The 20,181-nt window shown below is 44.1% G+C and carries 12 protein-coding genes; 2 read left to right on the top strand and 10 right to left on the bottom strand.

The window, feature by feature from the left end; genetic code table 11:
• The first annotated feature begins 54 nt into the window (after positions 1-54).
• Both ACZ5R2_RS18935 and ACZ5R2_RS18930 read left to right on the top strand, forming a co-directional pair.
• Positions 55-2,421: a glycoside hydrolase family 2 protein gene (locus ACZ5R2_RS18935; protein WP_464903056.1), complete on the top strand. Its 2,367-nt coding sequence runs from the start codon at positions 55-57 to the stop codon at positions 2,419-2,421.
• Positions 2,422-2,477: 56 nt separating this feature from the next.
• A complete protein-coding gene (locus ACZ5R2_RS18930) occupies positions 2,478-2,849 on the top strand; it encodes a cupin domain-containing protein (protein WP_464903057.1) in 372 nt (123 codons plus the stop codon).
• A 330-nt stretch (positions 2,850-3,179) separates the two neighbouring features.
• Here the strand turns inward: ACZ5R2_RS18930 and ACZ5R2_RS18925 are convergent, their stop codons facing one another.
• From ACZ5R2_RS18925 to ACZ5R2_RS18880, 10 genes are all read right to left on the bottom strand, one after another.
• Complete coding sequence (locus ACZ5R2_RS18925; RefSeq protein ID WP_464903058.1) at positions 3,180-3,953, bottom strand: IclR family transcriptional regulator; 774 nt, start codon at positions 3,951-3,953, stop codon at positions 3,180-3,182.
• A gap of 82 nt (positions 3,954-4,035) precedes the next feature.
• Positions 4,036-5,478, bottom strand: coding sequence for an aldehyde dehydrogenase (gene aldA, locus ACZ5R2_RS18920; protein ID WP_464903059.1), 1,443 nt, complete (start codon positions 5,476-5,478; stop codon positions 4,036-4,038).
• A gap of 175 nt (positions 5,479-5,653) precedes the next feature.
• Positions 5,654-6,409 (bottom strand): FCD domain-containing protein, encoded by a 756-nt coding sequence (locus ACZ5R2_RS18915; RefSeq protein ID WP_464903060.1) that lies wholly within the window; start codon positions 6,407-6,409, stop codon positions 5,654-5,656.
• An 898-nt stretch (positions 6,410-7,307) separates the two neighbouring features.
• On the bottom strand, positions 7,308-8,390 hold the full coding sequence (locus ACZ5R2_RS18910; RefSeq protein ID WP_464903061.1) for a glycoside hydrolase family 117 protein: 1,083 nt from the start codon (positions 8,388-8,390) through the stop codon (positions 7,308-7,310).
• 1,033 nt (positions 8,391-9,423) lie between these two features.
• Positions 9,424-9,618, bottom strand: a complete 195-nt coding sequence (locus ACZ5R2_RS18905; RefSeq protein ID WP_464903062.1) for a hypothetical protein — start codon at positions 9,616-9,618, stop codon at positions 9,424-9,426.
• Positions 9,619-9,971: 353 nt separating this feature from the next.
• Complete coding sequence (locus tag ACZ5R2_RS18900; protein ID WP_464903063.1) at positions 9,972-11,585, bottom strand: IS1634 family transposase; 1,614 nt, start codon at positions 11,583-11,585, stop codon at positions 9,972-9,974.
• A 621-nt stretch (positions 11,586-12,206) separates the two neighbouring features.
• The gene (locus tag ACZ5R2_RS18895; RefSeq protein WP_464903064.1) at positions 12,207-13,682 is read right to left on the bottom strand and encodes a methyl-accepting chemotaxis protein; all 1,476 of its coding nucleotides are present in this window, start codon (positions 13,680-13,682) and stop codon (positions 12,207-12,209) included.
• Positions 13,683-13,690: 8 nt separating this feature from the next.
• Positions 13,691-14,512, bottom strand: a complete 822-nt coding sequence (locus tag ACZ5R2_RS18890) for a diguanylate cyclase (protein ID WP_464903065.1) — start codon at positions 14,510-14,512, stop codon at positions 13,691-13,693.
• Between the two features lie 199 nt (positions 14,513-14,711).
• Complete coding sequence (locus ACZ5R2_RS18885) at positions 14,712-17,624, bottom strand: beta-galactosidase (protein WP_464903066.1); 2,913 nt, start codon at positions 17,622-17,624, stop codon at positions 14,712-14,714.
• 618 nt (positions 17,625-18,242) lie between these two features.
• The gene (locus ACZ5R2_RS18880) at positions 18,243-19,607 is read right to left on the bottom strand and encodes a carbohydrate porin (RefSeq protein WP_464903067.1); all 1,365 of its coding nucleotides are present in this window, start codon (positions 19,605-19,607) and stop codon (positions 18,243-18,245) included.
• Positions 19,608-20,181: the final 574 nt, after the last annotated feature.

The following is a 20,181-nucleotide window of genomic DNA, read 5'->3' as shown; positions in this document are numbered from 1 at the left end:
GAATATCTCGTTCATATATGAATATATTATCCCCATAGACCTTATGGAGGATGTATGACACGTATTAACCTAGATTTAAGTGGTGACCGTTGGCAAATGGAGCGCATGCGCCCAGGCCAAGGTGTCATCGAGGGACTTCACCTATTGCCTGCTGAATATCAAGGCACGCATTTTAGCTGGAACTTTGCCAAGGTACCGGGTGACGTCTATAGCGATCTTTACCGCGCAAACGAAATTGATGACCCTTATTTTGGTCGTAACATGCATCGCGCCAAATGGGCAGCAGAGTATGAGTGGTGGTATAGCAGACGCTTTGCCCTACCAACGGAAATGCAAGGCAAAAAAATCCGCCTAGTGTTTGAAGGTGTGGACTACAGCTGTGAAGTGTGGCTTAACGGTACCTACCTTGGCAGACACGAAGGTATGTTCTCAGAGTTTGAGTTCGACATTACACAGTGTGCTAGCTTTGCTGATTGGCGCGACGGCTCTAATATGTTGATGGTCAAACTCGATCCGCCACCAAAGAACTACCGTAACTGTGGCGGTAAGAAAGTTAACTTCTCTGGAGACTACTTCTCAGGCCTTGTGCCATTTGGCATCTGGCGTCCTGTTCGCGTTGAAGCAACCGACAACATTCGCGTCGCGGCTATCCGCACGGATGTGAAGGTTCAAGGTGAAGACAAAGCAGTGGTTAACGCAAGCTACACTGTCGTCAACCATGAAGAGAGTGCGAAAGAAATCACTATCGTTTCTCACCTCCGTGGTAAGAACTGTGAAACTGGCGATTACTTTACAGAAACCAAGTTCATGGTTGCCCCCGGTGAACACGAAGTGACCGCTCAAATTGATGTCAACGACGCCAAACTTTGGTGGCCATGGGATATGGGTGAGCAAAATCTGTATCAACTTGATGTATTGGTTAAACAAGACGGTGTCGATCTTGATCTCGCCACTGAAACCATTGGTCTTCGTGAAGTGACCATGGACTACAACCCAGGTTACACCCGCGATGAAGCCGAGTTCCCATGGACCTTCTTTATCAATGGTAAGCGTCACTTCCTCCGTTCTGCATGTTGGGGTGGTCAGCCTTCGTTCCTATACGGACAAAACAGCCTCAAGAAGTACGAAAAACGTCTAGAAATGGTGCGTGAGGCCAACATCAACAACCTGCGTATCTTCGGCTGGCACCCGCCTGAGATCCCAGATTTCTATCGTCTGTGTGACGAGTTGGGTATCACAGTATGGACCAACTTTACGCTAGCAACTCAAGCCTACCCTGAAGATGAAGAGTTCATCAACGGTGTTCTTCACGAGTGTGTTGAAACCGTTAAACAACGTCGCAATCACCCATCGAACATCTTCTGGATGGGTGGAGAAGAGGTCTTCTTCTCCGGTGCACACGAAGAGAGTGGCAACAAGAAGCTGATGGAAATCATTGGTGAGTCAGTGGCAGAGCATACTGATGTCCCTTATGGTTTAGCCTCACCGCTTAGCTCAGAGTCGGCACAAAACATGGGCTTTAAAGCACACGAGTCAATGCACGCGAATGAGCACTACTATCAAGGTGGCGCTGAGTTTATGGAAGAATACTACCCAGCCCTCGACTGCTGTATTATTCCTGAGCTTACCGCAGCATCGGCCCCATCAATCGACAGCTTGAAGAAATTTATTCCTCAAGATGAGCTGTGGCCAATGGGACCAAGCTGGGCTTACCACTGGGCCGATATCGACATCCTTAAGAACCTTAACTTTGAAGTCTTTAATGATTACAAACTAGGCTCATTAGAAGAATTTGTTGAAGCGACTCAAATTGCGCAAGGCACTGTCATTCAGTTTGCTCTTGAAACCTACCGTCGTCGTAAGCCGAAGATGAGTGGTGTCGCGCTGTGTCACTTCATTACCCACGTACCTGACATTAAGTGGGGTGTGGTTGACTTCTACGGTGAGAAGAAAATCAGTTTCGATTACCTGAAACGTACTTACCAACCAGTATTGCCTAGCCTTGAGTTTAGCAAGCGTCGTTGGGATGCGGGCAGTGAATTTAATGCTAATCTGTGGATCATCAATGACTACCAACATGCACTTGAAGGCCTAACGCTTGAGTGGGAAGTCTTGTATCAAGGTAAGCCAACCGGATGCTCTGGCTCACTGACTCAAGACATTGCGCTTGATTCTGCTAATCAACTTGGTCAGCTAACTTGGACAGTTCCAAACGATGCTGAAAAAGACTTTGAGGTTGTTCTAAGCCTCAAAGATCAGCAAGGCAAAGAAATTGCCAATAACCACTACGTGTTGCTGATTGGTAACCAGGAAGAGGCAAAAGCACAAAGCCTGAAGTTCCTCGCTGAGGCAACAGAACGACTTGAACGCCACGGCCACTGTGTCTACCGCTACTGGCCTGAAATGTGGGATAACGAATAACTTGACCAATAAAAAGAGGCTGTAATGCCTCTTTTTATTTTAATGAGGACAATACTATGAACCAACATATCACCATGAGCCTTGGCGAGCGTGCGAGCGAGCTTACCAGTTGTGCCCTACCCGCATACAGTCCACTTGATTTCCCTGGCTGGAAAGGTCTCGCAATTGAAGATGCGACCTTCTTTATGTTTGTTTTTGATATCGAAGCCAATGCCGAAGAGTTTACTCTTCATAGCGATGAAAACACCTGGCTGGCGTATGTAATTGCGGGCAAAGGGACCTTGTACGCTGGAACCAAGGATAATCAAGAGAAGACTGCTTCGATACCGTTTAATGCGGGGGATGCGATAACCTTTGAGGCTAATACGCCTCATGCTTGGCTTGTTGGCGATGAAAGCAGCAAAATACTGTTTTGCCGAAAAAACTAAGCCAATTCAAGACCCCAAGGCTTGCTACTTGGGGTCACTATTTTTCGTAAAAACCAGTCATAACCATATCTAACAGTCACTCGACAATTGAGCACACCCTCTAGTTGCTTATCACACAATATTTGCTTTACAAAAGCCGCTCTGTCTTGGGCGAAGTCTTGGTATTTTTGACGCAATGCATGACGCGCTCCGTTGCGAGATTTTCGTGCAACTCGATCTTGCTTACTTAAGAGCCACTATTAATCGAGAAGGGGCAGTCACACCGCGGTGTTAGCACGTAATTGGTTTACCACTTGCCCTAATCAACGAATCCGCCAGGCATCGTCGACACTAACATCCCAACTGCTGTGTAATTGTGGCTGCGGTCTCTTGTAGCTTGTTGATCAGCTCATCTTCATCTGTATTGTCATTAAGCAGAGAAGGCATCTTAGAAATGGATAGAGAGGCTATAACTAAGCCTTCAGGCTCCCCGATTAAGGTTGAGAACTCCTGTACTCCGGCAATGAATGGACTGTCAGCGCTGACAATACCAAGTTCTCGAATATTGGCAAGCTCAACAGATAAGCTGTCTTGCTTTGCCTGCGACATGTTGTTGTATACACCATCGCGTTCAAGAATCATGTCACGAACTTCCGGCTTACTGTTAGCGAGCAATATTTTACCCGGACACGATGACATGGTAGAAATCAAGGTACCTTCTGCTATGTTCATCGACACAGCTTCATGACTCGAAGCATGAACGATCACCATAGTCTGACTCTGGTAAAGCATTGTCAAATAGCATGAACAGCCAGTTGAAAATGCCAGGTCTTCCATGTGTGGAAGTGCGAATTGACGAACCTTCTGTACTGGGCTTATTCGGCGTGACAAGTTGTACAATTTGAGCGAAATTCGGTACTTGCCAGATACCTCTTCGCGATACAAGTAGCCTCGCGATTCCAAACCAACCAATACTCGATAAATTTCATTGGCGCTACGCCCCAGTGCGGTTGATATCTCCGCTTGAGACCGTGGTGCTTCTTGTGAAGCCAGATATTCGATGATATCAAGCCCTTTGTCCAAAGCAGGAACCGCGTATTTGTTAGTTGGATTTTTTTCTGCCACTGATATTTTACCCTGCCTTTTAACGTTTAAAGCCGAGGGTGGTTTCCTCGGCTTGCTCTTACTTATATCTCAGTCGAAATATTTAGTCAAAGTTTACATAGAATGTTTTCTTCTCTAAGTATTGCTCGAAGCCATACTTACCATCTTCACCACCAGTACCACTTAGTTTGTAACCATTGTGGAAACCTTGGTGCTGCTCACCGTGGCCGCGATTAACGTATATTTCACCGCACTCTAGCTCGTGTGTCAGGCGATGTACATATTTCATGTTTTGAGTACAAATCATCGTTGCCAGACCGTATTCACTGTCATTAGCGTAGCCTAATACCTCTTCAAAGGTATCAAACTTAACAACAGGTAGAATCGGGCCAAAAGCTTCTTCGTGCACGATTGTCATGTCTTGCGTTACATTACCAAGCACGGTTGGTTCGAACCAAAAACCTTTATCGAATTGGCCACCAGTAATGCGTTTACCACCAGCAAGCACAGTCGCGCCTTCGTCGATAGCTTGTGCGACTAGTTGCTCCATATGCTCAACTTCGCGTCGGTTAACCTTTGGTCCCATATCAGAAGACGGGTCCATTGGGTCACCCACTTTGATTGCCTGGACTTTTTCCATGAAGGTTGCCATAAACTCATCGTAAATACTGCTGTGAACGTACATACGCTCGTTACAAGTACAAACCTGACCACAGTTGTCAAAACGAGAGTGTAGTGCAGCAGCTGCAGCCTGTTCAAGGTCCGCATCTTCCATCACAATAAACGGTGCTTTGCCACCAAGCTCTAGCTGAACGTGCGCCATATTGTTCGCTGACGCTTTAATAATATGCTGACCTACCGGTGTTGAACCCGTCATAGTCACCATATTAGTTAGAGGGTGACCTGTAAGTGCGCCACCAAGACTCGCGCCGCCACCAGTAACAATGTTGAGGACACCGGCAGGAATACCGACCTTCTCAGCAAGGAAACCAAGCTCTAGCGTAGCAAGTGGTGTTTCTGATGTTGGTTTGACGACAATCGAGTTACCAGCTACCAAGGCTGGGCCAATTTTACGACCAGCGAGGGCCAGTGGGAAGTTCCACGCAGTAATTGCCACAACGACACCACGAGGAATTTTTTGAATCCAAATATGCTCATTCTGGTTATCAGATTGAACGATATCACCATCCATCTGACGAGCCCAGTCACACGCGTACTCAATGAAAGATGCAGCCACGTCAACCTCACCCAATGCGACACGGTGCAATTTGCCTTGCTCTTTTACCAAAAGTTCTGCGAGGTATTCGCGATTGTTACGAATTTCCTGAGCAAATTTACGCATTAAGTCAGCTCGTTCACGGGCTGGAACACGTTTCCAGTCGTTTTGTGCTTTCTTTGCCACTTCCAGAACATACTCTGCGTCTGCTTGATCTGCGTCTTGAATTTCCGCAATCACTTCTTCGGTCGAAGGACTGATTACCTGGTCAAACTTGCCATTTTTAGCATCAATCCATTCGCCATTTACAAACATTTGGTAACGTTTCATAGCTATTCCTACTTAAATAATTATTAAGACAATCAAATCTGAGTCTCAGAACTAACGACCCACACTGGTTAACCACATACTACCAATAATTGACCAATATTGTGTGCGCCAAATCTAATTTTTGAGATTTACTCAATACTTGTAATACTATTTGAACCACCGTTCCGCTTCAAAACTAAAAGTCTTGAGCGAAAAACAAATCATCGAGTGCCGTATCAGGCCCTTCAACTCTAACCAACTTCATCAGTTCTTGGCGGCTCTGCTCTATATGGTTCCAAACTGCCTCTCGAGCGTCTTCAGAAGAGCGTCTTTGCAAAGCAATGAAGATCCGTTTGTGATCCTCAAGCCAACCTCGCCTTAGCTCTGTCTCATGAAGGTATTTATGATTTAGCTCAGACCACAAGGGGTTTTGAATCCTTACTGAGCTCCACATTTGATTCGTTTGACCAATTAGCACTCGGTTTTGGGTCGACTCGGCAATCATTTGATGGAAAATTTGATCAAGCTCTTCGAATTTTTCACTGTTTCCGTGAAGTTCTTTCTCTTGCTCAACAAGAACTTTTTTAAGTTCTTGCAGCTCATTGAACTTAATATGACTTGCTGCAAACGCGGCAATGGTACTTTCAATAACTTGACGTGCTTGAAGTAATTCGAACGGTCCAACGTCACTTTTTGGGGGGAGTATTGAAGAAGGGAGATTGTCGTCAGCATCAATAAAATAAATGCCCGCTCCTTGTTTGACCTTAACTAAACCTTTCAACTCCAGCATAATAATAGCTTCTCTAATCGTTGCTCTGCTGGTATCTAGCATCTCACTTAATTCACGTTCAGATGGTAGTCGTTCTCCAACTTTGAATACACCCGAGTGCAGTAGGCCTTCAATCTGAGTCCCCACATCAAAATATCTACGTTTCGTTGTTAATAATGTCATAAATCACTTGCTTCCATTATATGACTGGTCAACACAAAGCCTCACCAATGCCAGCTATTGGTATAATATAATATCTATAGCACGCCAAAATTCATCTACTACAATCAATAATATGTTAACCAAAATGCAATTATTCGACCTAGCTCTCATTTGCAAGCAATTTGGTGCAATTTGACGCTCCATCTGGTTGACCAGTAAACCTATTTTCGCTAATGTTTATCTCGACAGCAAAGTGTTTTCTTACTTTTTGTAAGAATGGTCCTATAGCAGGTAAGTACATGGGGGTACCATCTGCAAGCTTAACCCTGTGTTAAATACACAGGGTTCTTTTTTTAGTCAAAGAAATAATTAGTCTATTCTTTATATCAATCCAGTAACGGCTAATAAAACCCTTTTATCCAAAGCCTTGCCTGAGCCTGTTTGATCACATCACTGCTGCATCTAATATTCGATTTTTAATTTTAATATTGAATAGGATTTTCTATTCACAGAGTCACACTTCATCACTTGAATATAGAGGATTAGCTCTGTCATGTTCTCGATATGCCGCTAAACACACGTGACAGGGGCCATGATAGAGTGAGCAAACTCAATCGCTCTGATTTTACACACTTCTGTGATTAACAGCCTAATGCGGTGCTAGCTTGTTTTTTATCACCTAGGCTGAAGAGCGTCAGTTTTATGGCAGTTTAGATTGATATTGTAAAATGACCTCCACTCTATCAAATAACGAGAGATCATTAGGGTACGGCTTTCTATGTGAGTAGTTTTGCCCAATACTTAAATATTTCCCGATCATCACCTAATACCTTTATTTATGGTTAAAAAAAGTCTCCAAAATGCATCTTTTGGAGACTTTTCAAAAAACACCATCGATAGAAATTATTAGGCGCTAAAACTAGTTCGTGTTTTGGAAGGTCCCTGGGCTAAGGATTTGTCTTCTAACTGTATAACGACAAATATAGTTCCAGTTCCATGATGGATCATATTTGTGGCACAATCCCCACTCAAGTGCGTGTTCATCATCGACAATTGGCGACTCAGGACGGAAGATACCCAGTGCTTCTGGTGCTCCCTTGATATAGGACATAATCTCAAAATTAATCCCATCTTTCGCCCACTGGATGGTATTTTTCTCTGGTCCATCAGTCGTGATTAGCGATGCAATGCCACCATTTTGATGCCAAACAGCGACTTCATGGCCACTATTGGAGATAGGGTTATACTCAGACTTAATGTATGGGCCAAGTATATGGTCTGCGATCGCAACACCATGTTTTATTTCACGCCCACCCATGTTCATTTCTTCACCCATCGTCTCTCCTTTATAGTAAAGGTAAAACTTGTTGTTGAAATACATTAGACAAGGGTCATGAACCTTATGGCTATCAAAGCTTCCTTTTGACTTAACTATAAAGCGATTATCTTCATCACCAGACCATTCTCCGTCTTTTGATGGTGAAAGGATAGGTGCCTCTGACTTTTTCCATGGCCCATATGGGCTATCAGACCATGCAATGGCTATCTCTTCATACTGACGGTTCGTATATGGCGAACAGACCGTCTGATAAACTAAATAGTATTTGCCTTCATGAACTAGGACCTCGGGAGTAAACACCGCGCGATCATCGTACTGACCTCGTTCTCCGGCCTGGATCGCAGGACCTTGCTCTTTCCAAGTAATCGAGTCTTCAGATGTTGCGTGCCAAACCTCAGTTAAATCCCACGGAAATACTTTATCTTCAATATTTCCGGTAAACCCAAGAGTCTCGCCTTCACCCTTAGTGTACCAGCAGTGGTAAGTGCCATCGACCAAAATGACAGCAGTTGGATCTCGACGAATAACACCTTCTTCATATTCAAAGTCGCCTTTTAGGTCAAACTCGTCGAATTCAACCACCCACTCAGGGCCTTTGTTATCATAGCCACGCTCAATTGCTCTTTGGCTAGCTAAGCTGAGCTTTTTTACTGGATTTTCCATGTTTGCCTCAATAAATTGGAATAACGCAAAAAAGGTAAACCAATTTGATAAATGGTGCAACACATGAGTTATAGTTAGTTCAAATTGCGTGATTTCGCACACGTTACTTCCCATGAGTGCGTATTTATCCGTCAATTCCTGTCTCCCCACAACCCTCTTTAGCCTTATGACAATGACGATAAAGCCGATAAGGCACCGACCAAGGTCTAACCAGAAGACAGGTTCAAAGCGTGCCAACGACAGCTTAGTCTTCGAGCCCACAGCTGTGCGGTGAGCCTTAACAACTTTGCCAGTCTCGATCTCCCTGTTATCCAATGAGGTAATGAGTTTTTTGCCAAACCGCAAAAAACTGTAGACTGACGCCCTATGTCGGTATTTGACAAATTAGTTGTTGTACTCAAATGGTTGAGAGACTGTGGGAATCGCAAATCCGCATATTAAGTCTCTGGCCATCCAGGTTAAATCCTTGGTGTAAGGTTAGTAGCCCCTTACCTACGCAGGAGATCAATCTGCTGGTCTTGAGACTTCACGAGTGGCTCAAAGTAGAAAGCAATCGCTTTTCAAGCACTCCGTGTCGTATACAACTGCAATCGTGAGGTTGGGGTGACAAAAGTAGATGCGCCCAGAAAAGCATCACGCGTATACAGCGTGTTGACATAGGTTTTTGTCGGGGCACACACGAGCTTCCGTGTTGAGTAAACTTAGTGGACTTTGCTAGATAGGTAGACTTGAAACGTGAGCTAGAAGTGGCCCCATTAGCCATCTAGTAACTCATCTTACGGGTAATTTGACCGCACCCATTAGGCTAAGCTCTTTGATTATCGGGTGTCCAAAACACCAAGCGAAGCGCGATGTATTGCTAACAACGGAAAGGGGGAATCAGTGACGACTCCCCCACGACCGATTGAAAAAACGCACTCCCTGGGCGTAATTCGCAAGGCACGAAAACCAAGACATCTCTATTACTGAGTGCCATCCATCCAGGGAGGGTTACACAATGTATATCGGATACAAGTATCCATGTCTTTCTATATCAGCCTTTAGTCTCTCTCCAGCCATCTTCCCCAGCCGCTTTGCCACCTTTAATATGGCATGTCACGATCTGCATGTAGGTGGCAAACTCACCATTGATATAACACGCGACAACAGGTACATTGCTGGAACCATAACCTGTGGCCCCAACCGTAGCTGAAAACATAATCATTGCGCACATTAATACCTTTTTCATCGATTCTCTCCTTCTAAGTTCCATCTAACGCGAATGCGAGAGACTAACTAAAATGAAGCAAACGATCCTAAATTTATCCACGTCACGCGCAAATTTCCTTAACATAATTTCGCGAATTCTTAAATCCTAAACACAATTTTGTGTCAATTCTCGTGATCACAATCTCACTGCTAACAATATGGTGCGTTTTTTCCTTGACTCGATTTTTCTCGACTCGAAAGTGATCACCGCTAAAAGGCAAATCAACAGATAACCATCAGGTATTTCAATTCGTGGGCAGAGACTAAGATCTTAACTGTGCAATATGATCTTAATGACCGGGCCGGGCGTAGAACCGAGATTCCGCACCTTATTCAGGAATAAACCGCTTCATAGAACTTACCCAGTAAACTAAGCAGCCGAGTTTGGTGCTCTTGAAGCCCTGTAATGAATCGTTGGTCGTTAATATCTAAGGTATCTATTCCCTCGAACTTCAAGAAGACCCAGCGTGCAGTCGGTTTCGATGTTTGCTTGTTCTTAACCATACTCGGGAAAAACTCCTCGGTTTGTCCCAGTTGCTCTCTGATCTTGTGCTCTAAGCTGGCATAAACTAGCAGACTCAATGTCATTATCATGAGTAACGCTTCAATGCGTTGGGGCTTTTTCAAAAATATTGAAGAGGTCAAAAACTCGGGACTTTTTAGAAAACGGAAGCCACGCTCAACCTTTTGTTGAGACTTGTAGTGATCTAGAAGCGCTGCCATTGTCAGACTTTCGTTGCCGATGTCATTAGTGGCTAGAATGAACATGCCTACTTTGAGCTTTGCTAGCTTCACTTTTTCTAGGTCGGTGTACGGCACGGCCTCTATAAAATACTGATATCCTGAGGGTTCATCGCCTTTCTTCGGACGACCTGGATTGGCATAAATAGCAGCTTTGACGATAGCGGAGTGTTCAAAGCCTAGTAACAGGCACTGCGCCTTGAACTCCTTAAGCGCATGCTCAGCATCAGTATCGCATGCAAATGGCTTTTTACTGAGCTTGTTCAACGCTCTGATTTCTTTGGCGATGTTTTTCTCTAAGTTCTTGTAGAAGGTAATTTCTTCTCGTTTAGTTGCTTGCTCACTGTGAACCAACAACCACCGCTGAGCAACCTTGCCATAGTTTGAGTCTACCCAACATCCTGAATAGCCATCTACAATCTTACTTAACTGCTCTGGCTCTAGGCTAAGTAGTGCTTGTTTTGCTTGCTTGATTGTCATTGGAACACGGGTAATGAACTTTTGTTTTTGCTCATCAAGTGAGCAGATACTTTCTTCAGTGTATAGGGCTGCATCAGCGATAAAGTATCGACTATTCTGTGCCGCTTTTAAGCAATGGATATGATTACTAGTGACTTCAACGAATGCCTTGGCATCATTGGTGTTGCCACTAAGCGCCTGCATATAAACAGGAAGGCCAGCTTGGTTTTCACAAATGAGCTCAAGAACCACCTGATTGAGCTCAGGACGATGATCTCGGCTATAGCCCTTCACTAACTTGATTGCCTTGGTATCTTCCTCGTGCGCATACTCACCATCAACGTGAAAGCTCGTGATATCAAGGTGTACAGAGTCGCTAGCGAGGCCAAGTTTATCGACCACACGTTCGGCGATGACCTGATAAAGCGCTGAGACATCGGCCTCATACAGCGCATCCAAGGTTCGGCCGAGTACATCATCGGTGAGATGGTGCGCTTCAATATCCTTAGCAAGCAACTTAGAGATGGGTTTGGTTTCAAAGAAGTCAGAGAACATATGCAATGTTCTACTGTGAAAACCTAACCCATTGAGAATCATGGCTAAGACTGCATCACCATGGGAAACGTTGTGATTAGAGTACTTGGGAATGACTGAATCTATCATTTTTGATAGGCCAATCTCGTGACAAAATGCAGCAATGAGCCCGAGGTGATCCAAACGCTTAATAACAGGTTGCTGAGTAGGCATAGTTTAAAACCGTCAAATAACAGTAATAGATCAAACCTGCAGATCGCGGTCAAGATGTTATCATCCTTTTCACTGCTAAATGTTCACTGGATCACACTGTTTTAATTCTAAAATTAGGTGCGGAATGACGGGTAGAAATGCTAGTTAGGCACCACTTAAACGAACGCAAGACGCGGTGTCATCAGTATTTGCAATGTTTACGACCAAGGCGCCATTCAGATTTGGGTAGCTTCAACTTAAGGATGTCCAATGCAGACGGTAAACCAGCCTTAGCCACAGGGAAACGGTATTGTCGCTTCAAAATCAGCACCTTTAGATGCTTAGGTATTTGACGGTATACGTTAATGAGACGCAGCTCTGCGTTACTTTAGCCTCAAGAAATAAGATATCTACCAGCTTAGTTGCTAACTTAAGCGACTGGATGTTAAAAACTGAGCGCAAATATTATTTTGCGCTCTATTTGAATTGTAAGGCGAGTATAGAAAATTGCATCGGTCATTATCGACAAACACGATGATTGGACAATCCCCACGTACTGAGTGGCTAGTTGATAATGGGACTTGTCCAAACTTGCTATGAGCGAATCATAACACCGGCCTTTTACTCGATAACTGAGATGACTTAGGCATTGAAGTACTCAACATGTTCTGTCAGCGTAGAGTTCAGTTGTTGAAGTCGGTCAGTCTTACGCTCCAAGTCTGATGCGCCAGTCGCAATAGAGTTCGCTCTGGAGCTCAAATCGTCTACGTAATTGACTATGTCTTTCGTGACTGTGCTCTGCTGTTTTGTGGCGACGACGACCTCATTGTTCATATTATTAATAGACTCAATGTTGTCAGAGATTTGCGCAAGAACAGACGCTAGCTCATTCGCAGCCACAGTGACTTGTGACGAGGAGGATTGACTGACTTGCATTGAATCCGCTGCTTTACTGGCATTGTCCTGCAAGCTAGTCACTATCGCTTCAATCTCTGCCGTCGAGTTCTGAGTTTTCTGTGCCAACGCGCGAACTTCATCGGCGACTACTGCAAATCCACGCCCTTGCTCACCTGCTCGAGCTGCTTCAATCGCAGCATTAAGCGCTAACAAATTGGTCTGCTCAGCGATATTCCGTATCACCTCAACCACTGAGCCAATATCGGTCGATGATTGGATCAGGGCATCGATTCGCTCTGAAGTCAGTGTAATTTGATCCGACAAATGCGTCGCTAGTTTGCCATTGCTACTGATCATACGCACACCTTCCTCGGAGCACGATAGTGCGAGCTGAGTTTTTTCAAACGTGATTTCAGCGTTATGATAAACATTTTCAGCAGACGCACTAATTTCTTCGAGTGAAACCGCAGCAGACTGCATAGAGGTCTTCTGAGAATCAGCATCAAGCATTGATCGTTTAGCAACTTCTGAAAGTTCCTCCGAAAGTACGCTAATAGAACTGCCGGTTGTTGCAACACTGCTCATCATCTGCGTCAAGTTGTCCATCAAGGCATTGAAGTTCTTGGTCAGCAAACCAATCTCATTGTCATTTTGCACTGCAATCCGCTGGGAAAGGTCCGCATTACCGGTTGCGAGGTTGGACAGTGACTTACTAACATTGTTGATCGGCTCAATAACAGTAACGCGCACAAATTGATAGACACTAACTATGAGTATTACCAGGATCGCAACAAAGCCGGCTGTGGTAGCGGTGATCTCCTTAACCAAGACTTTTTGCACTATGGTAGAATCAAAGTCAAAATACACAGCACCTATTTCCTCTCCATCGCGAATAATTTTGTGTTCGATGAGAGCTTGTGATTGCTGTTCACCAGTAGAAGCAATCGTCTTACCACGGTGATCAACCACTTTCAAAGACAATAACAACTCAGATCGGGCTAATGCATCAGCAATTGCTTGTGCTTGTTCGAAATCATAAACAAATACCGCTTCCACCAACGATGCCTGCGCGAGCTCGATCTGTGATTCGATATCTTCGTTATACACCGACTCTAGTCGATTTTTTACACTAAAGTAGTTATAGCCAATACCAACCGCAATACAACACACTCCAATAAATATCAGAAATATTGACAGTGTTCGACTCAAATTACCTTTCATCATCATACCTACTTGTTAATATCAAGCCATAGCTCTGTACGTTCTAATGGCACATCATTGGGCAAGATTGGATTGTCAATATAAATAATCTCTCGCTTAGAAATATTACTATTAACTAGCGCATTGACTATTAATGGTGAATTATAAAACAGCTCATCATAACTACCATCAGAGATAGCCATTTCCATACCATCATTCAATTTATTATATAGATCGTAATTATCTTTCTGTACATAGAAGTACATAGCTAATGGGTAGGCCAGAATTAAATTCTGTTCTAATGCTAAGTTAACATCCCCTCCATTTTGCAACGTGATGACATCGTGAGACTCATGCATCCCAAGTGGCATGTAGTCAAACCGACCTCCGTCAAGCATATGAAAAAGACTATCAGCCTTGACCGGTTTAATTACATTAATTCCCGATGCTTCAAGGATCAAAGTGTCGCTCCAAAATCGCCCCAATCCGGCTTTAAGGCCCTTGAGAGAAGCGATAGAATCTATCCCATCAAATCTATCTTGTGTTCCAGCAGCGATGACAAAAGTTCGATAGCCGGATAACCCCTTAAATATTGGCAGCTTGATCGCCTGAAGCTGTTCTTGTAACTCAGATGACGCACCGGCCCAAATAAGATCAAGATTACCCTGCCGCAACTCCTCTACCTGCCTAGCGTCAGAATAGTAATCAGCAGAGGGGGCGATAACTTTCGACTCACCACTCTTTTCCATTGCAAGCTCAATGATATCTAATATCAACTCATCCCTGCCGGGGAACGTCATTGGAACTCTAATTTCTGCGAAAGACTGAATAGGAAGAATAAAAACAAACATTAAGATTAATCTATAAACCACTTTCACTATTTATCACTCATACATTAAACCTACTACAAATGGATACTTTAGCTATAGAATTACATACTACCCGCTTATACTATACTAAACGACATTATTACCCACTATATTAATGACAACGCAAAAAAAAAAGCGCTTAACTTAACGAAAAGCGCTTTGAATTTAACAACAAACAATCTTAGTTAACAGAACCAAATCTACGATTATAAAGCTCTTTGTTAACCGCTCGTGCAGATTTTACGAGAGGTTCATAAGGTGTATCGGTGACAGTAACAAACCCAACATTATAGTTTTCACCATCCCATGCACGACCCGTTACTGGAGAGTCCATGTACTGGAACCAGTGCGCACCAACAAAGTACGGATTGTCGATAATGCTGTACATGTATTTCGCATAGGCGTCTGCTCGTCCTTGTTGGTCATCACTACTAATAATGCCAGGGTGGAATAGACCTGAGTCTGTCGAGCCAAAGTGGAACTCACCAATAATGCTTGGTTTATCCAACTCCGGTAGACGACTCCAATCGCCTTTAGATTCTAGGTCTGTAGCATACAAGTTGTAGCTCATCACATCGACATAACGCGCGGCAGCAGTAGCTGCCTCTGGAGTAATCCCCCAATCAGAGAAACGCACGCCCATGTATAGGTGATTAGGTAGTACTTTCTCCATCTCTTCACTGACCACAGCGAAGAATTCGTCAGCCAGTGCTTCTAGAAGCATGGACAAATCCGCTCTGATGGTGTCAGAAATTTCGCCTTGGAAATCAAATCCCTTACCAAACTCTTCCCATGAAGCTACCTCTACACCCCAAGCAGCATTAAAGTCGCCAATCGAGCCGTAACGCTGTTGCAGTAGTTTGTCAAAGGCTGCCTTAGCTGAGCTTGACTCGACATTGCCACGTAATCCCGACACCGCAAGAGAATAATGATTGGTGTCATTAACTGTGTTACCCCAGCTCAACTCGTTATCAACAAAGTAACCGATACACCATGGGTCATTGTCAACTTCTTCACCAATCTCTTTAGCCATGGTTGCCACAGATACACGGAATTGTGGATCAAATGGGTCATGCATTGGCCACCAATAGTCATTACCTGTGCTCACTCGTTGGTGATCGCCAGTGATCCAACCATGTGCTGTATATGGCACCTTGCCATTTTTACGGTACATAGGATCTGTCCAGTTACCCAATGAGGTGAAGCCCCAATCTTGCATACGTGCCAGTGTTACATCCTTCCAGATATCAATGGCTTCCTGTGCTGACTCGGTCTCATACTTACGTTGTAAGTTTGCAGAATAGAAACTAAATAGCTCACCATGCTTGAGCGGACCAGTATGAATCATCTGTGTGTAGCTGTAGTTATCCGCTAGCGGATCATTCAACTCTGGCAACCAGTTGAACATTCCGCGGCGTAGCAAAGAAGCCTCAACTCTTTCCCGTGTATCATCGGCGTAACGATCCTCTTGAACCTGACTAGGGCGCATTCCCTTAGTATCAGCGGCGACGGCATCAGCAAAATCGACACCAGTGACAGTGTAACTGTCGTCCATACGGATATTGTCAACACCTGTGGCAAAGTAGAGGTAGCCCTCAGGATCAACAAGAGCCCACTTGCCATCGACTTTTTCTGTTCTGAAATACCCGGTTGCTTCGAGTTTTGGCCCTTTTGCCCATCCGCCAAACTTCGAACGATCGTCCATCAAGGTAGCATTTTGAAGAAGCTCTTTATCAACCACTGCCTGACTGCGTAGCTGTTCAACATCAGTCACTTTCTCGTGCCAGGTCTCCTCTTCATACTGACCGAACTCATCCAGCAGCCCTACATAGCGTGTTGTATCTGTACTCAAATTAGGAATCAACGATAAACTGTCGATGGTTATAGTCGCTTCCTCTTGTGGGTTCATCAGATAGAGTTGCACACTGACAATATTCGACAGGTCTAACTTAGGCTCACCCCAACCAAAGACCACTTGGCTCGCTGCAAACGTTTTTTTCGGTGGCTCGCCGCGCATACCAGAATCTAAACCCTCAGCAAGGTCTTGAAACGTAAAGTAGTACTTTCCTTCTGAGTTAGCAGGGATCTGAACGTAACCCGTACGGCTGTTGACAGCGCCGGTTGCAGTGCCACCTAATTTTTCATCAACAGCGTCATCGACTCGAACAAAAAGCTGAAGGCCTGAGTCATTTTCATTTTTAGCATCAAAGGCAAGGGCGACATCGCCATAGTTAGAGAAATCCCACGCCTCACCATTCTTCCCAGCAGAAAACTTGATTGTTGGATAATCATCGTCTGTGGTGTAGTTCACCTTCAGTGCAGCACCTTGGTCACCTTTCACCAATTCGATATTAGAACCAGTATGACGCTCAACAATAGACCCTAAACCTTGCTCAAAGTCAGTCAATGTGTAGAGCGTTGGGATCTGAGCTTCAATAAATTGACCTTGTCGTGCCTCTGAAACAACGAAATCACCTGTGCGTTCAATAAAGTCGATATCTTTGACAACTACTTTTTGCTCACCGATAGGCCCGACAGCATAGAATTGGAACTCTGCGATGTTTCGTAGATCCAGCTCGCTACCACCACGGTATCCTTCGATGTTCATATCTGCACCATTAAACAAGAAGTCAACGGTGGTAGTTTTTCCTGCTGGCAAGTAAATTGGCAGATCAAGTTGGTGTGTTGCTGCCCCCATAATGCCAAGGTTATCAGCGACTTTCATCTCAATTCTGACTTCGTCGCTGCCCGGGTTTTCAAGCGTCAACTTCAAACCGCCCTTGGCATTCCAATCATAAGAACCAGACTCAGGTCGAAACTTCATATTCGGCCATTTTGAGTTGGCTTCGGCTTGCGAAATCGCATCAAAAACAATCTCTAAATCGGAGCCAGAAACACTGTAGCTTGTATGAGTTGAAGCAGTTTTCGATAGAAAACCTTCATCGGTCATTACTATTTTACCGACTGCACTGCTCATATCTTGTGAAGCAGTCTCACTCGAGGCCTCTGTTTGTGCCGTGCTTTCCGCAACGCAGCCACCCGCCAAAGTAGTCGCTAAAATAGCTAACGCGATTGAATTTTTTTTAAAACTCACAAATATTCTCCTTTCATTTGCCCAATTACTGGATAACCAATACAAACAATAGTACATACCAAAATAAGTTTTTTTAGTGATCGATGACCAATAATTGATAACGTATATATTGATATTCGGATTTTGTGCACTAGATAGAAAAACACACAAATTTTGTATAATATTCATAGCTTTGAATTATCAATACGATACACAACAACCCGTCCAGCACAGCTCATATTAGACGCCACACAGTATGGTTAACCAAAAATAAAGAGCCTAGAATCGCCTCAAGCATTAGTGGCCCCAAAGCGCCGAGACTATTGAACTAATAGTTTCCTATATCCACTAGCCATGGTATTAGAGTTACGTCTTTCTGGAATATTTAAAATATTGGGAAGGGATGGTGTAGAATCGCATCAATTTGGTCTATCGTCTTACCTCGTTCATCATGGTGTGCCCCGACACCTTATTTACTATAGGTATTGATGAGTAGAAATGTGATTTGCGCCAGCTATTGACTATTACTACCTAAAGTCAATGTACGGTTGGTACTTCTGTGTACCGTGATTATCGTCGTTAGAGTAGTAACCCTGAAAGGGGATTCAGGGTTACTAGTTTGCATAGATTTAGTAGTTTTTACCACCAAGCCTCAAGCATTACACCTGCGGTTAATGCATCTTTCTTACCTAGGATGCTGTCATCGTAAGATGCCCAACCAATTCCGTCGAAAGGTTTGTAAGTCTCAACGTCTTGCTCTGCATACGTTAGATAGAAGTAGATTAATGGGCGGTCCCATTGACCATTACCAATATGCAACTGTTGCGCCAGTGTGACTTTATAACCAGAGTTGGTGCCATCGTCCGCAGAATTTACAGCACTATATTTAATCTGCTCGTAGCCAGTTTCAACAACTGTCGTGGTACGGGTGTTCCAATTGTACTTACCTTGAATGATAAACGAATCCCAGTTACTCTCTGTTGCATTAATCGCCCACGCGCCACCACCACTAGCAGCACCACCATCACCAGCTCTCGCATTCTCATCATATTTTGCTGTTTCGTGCGAGTAGGTGTACTCTAACGTAGTGCTACTGTTGAGTTGGTAGCGACCACTAAAGAACCCGCCAATCTGCTCGCTGGGGCGAGGGTCGAAACCCCAAGTTCGCGTTGATGCTGCACGTAGTTCACTGCTATAGCGCAAAAATGCTTGATGACTAAAGGCACCACCCGGAGCGTGGTTAAATTTCAGCCCTGTAGTGAAGCCATCTGGGTTACGATCTGAGAATGTATCGCCTGAATCAACTTCTTCATCACGATTCGAACCAACATACGTGCCGTAGTTAGCATATAGCTCCATATTCACCGAATCGGTCAAGTCAATACCACGCAGAGCTGCCGAGAATATCGCCATGTTACCTTGCTTAATATTGCCATAAGAGTTATAGAGGTCACGGGTTAGACCAAGGTCGAGTTTCGAGTTACCTACAGGCAGGTTCTCTACACCAAATCCGCGTCCATCAACGGCATATGCCTCGTTGACGACCAAAGGGGTGTAGACACGGTTGACGTATTTTTGGCCGGCCCAAACTGTTGCCTCAGGCATGGATGGAAAAACGCCCTGCGCATCAACATAAACCCATTCTGGCATAAATGTCTGGCTAGCGCCTACACCACTAAAGTTACTCGAGAACATGAAGTGCGCGCCCCAGTTCATGTCGTTTTGATTGATACCATAGTCGCCATGAAATTGGCCCCAGTTGCCATCGTTACCCACACGGCCGGCTGAAGAATTAGCGTGGTACAGGCCTGGAAGCTTGAAAATATTGCCACCTGTTTGCGCCCAGTTATATGCGCCTTGGTTTAACACTTCATCGTTGGTAAAGCCAACGCCATACGCCAGATAACCGTGGCTATGAAATCCCTCTGGGGTAGCAGCATTTGCACAAAATGCGATCATTAGACTGGAACACACTGCCGAGTACTTCAAGATATTATATTTCATCTTTTTTCCTTAAAGATTGAGTAATGGTAAATAGATAAATGAAGCCTGTTTACCAATAGCGCTTCATTAAATTTATTATCACAAAATGGATAACCAGAAGTCAGTGACAGGTATAACACTTTACAACTAAACGTTAACCAAATTTCCGTTCCACTTACTGGAACAAATCTTTATCAATACGATTTAATGCTTTATATTCAATGACTTAAAATGAATACAGTTTAGAAAAACATCGAACCTCACCCAACAACAAAGTGGAAAAAATAGTCAAAAGTGTGTTTCCTATCACCTTAATTACCAATTTTATGGTTTGGTTATGGCTAACTAATTGCCAGTTTTGGGCAATTGATTTACCTTTACTAGCAGCAACGATAGCAGTGTTCAGTGCTTTTTCGGCCTTGCGCATCTTTATTTCGTAACCAATAAGTATCTAGATTGGTTACCTGGATAGGAGCCAAGAGTCCTTCTGTTCGCAATCAAAGCCTGCCCAACGCCAAGTACTGAAAATATTACTCAAGTGTGATGATGACCTAAGCCGCTTAAATTTGGCTAGTTTGAGCCTAATTTCTAGCAC

The organism is Vibrio sabulosilitoris (genome assembly GCF_055391395.1).
This window is presented reverse-complemented; position numbering and strand designations above follow the sequence as displayed.

Coding starts and splice junctions, on each gene's coding strand:
- ACZ5R2_RS18935 (WP_464903056.1), top strand. CDS start 55: ATGACACGTATTAACCTAGATTTAAGTGGTGACCGTTGGCAAATGGAG.
- ACZ5R2_RS18930 (WP_464903057.1), top strand. CDS start 2,478: ATGAACCAACATATCACCATGAGCCTTGGCGAGCGTGCGAGCGAGCTT.
- aldA (WP_464903059.1), bottom strand. CDS start 5,478: ATGAAACGTTACCAAATGTTTGTAAATGGCGAATGGATTGATGCTAAA.
- ACZ5R2_RS18915 (WP_464903060.1), bottom strand. CDS start 6,409: ATGACATTATTAACAACGAAACGTAGATATTTTGATGTGGGGACTCAG.
- ACZ5R2_RS18910 (WP_464903061.1), bottom strand. CDS start 8,390: ATGGAAAATCCAGTAAAAAAGCTCAGCTTAGCTAGCCAAAGAGCAATT.
- ACZ5R2_RS18905 (WP_464903062.1), bottom strand. CDS start 9,618: ATGAAAAAGGTATTAATGTGCGCAATGATTATGTTTTCAGCTACGGTT.
- ACZ5R2_RS18900 (WP_464903063.1), bottom strand. CDS start 11,585: ATGCCTACTCAGCAACCTGTTATTAAGCGTTTGGATCACCTCGGGCTC.
- ACZ5R2_RS18895 (WP_464903064.1), bottom strand. CDS start 13,682: ATGAAAGGTAATTTGAGTCGAACACTGTCAATATTTCTGATATTTATT.
- ACZ5R2_RS18890 (WP_464903065.1), bottom strand. CDS start 14,512: ATGTTTGTTTTTATTCTTCCTATTCAGTCTTTCGCAGAAATTAGAGTT.
- ACZ5R2_RS18880 (WP_464903067.1), bottom strand. CDS start 19,607: ATGAAATATAATATCTTGAAGTACTCGGCAGTGTGTTCCAGTCTAATG.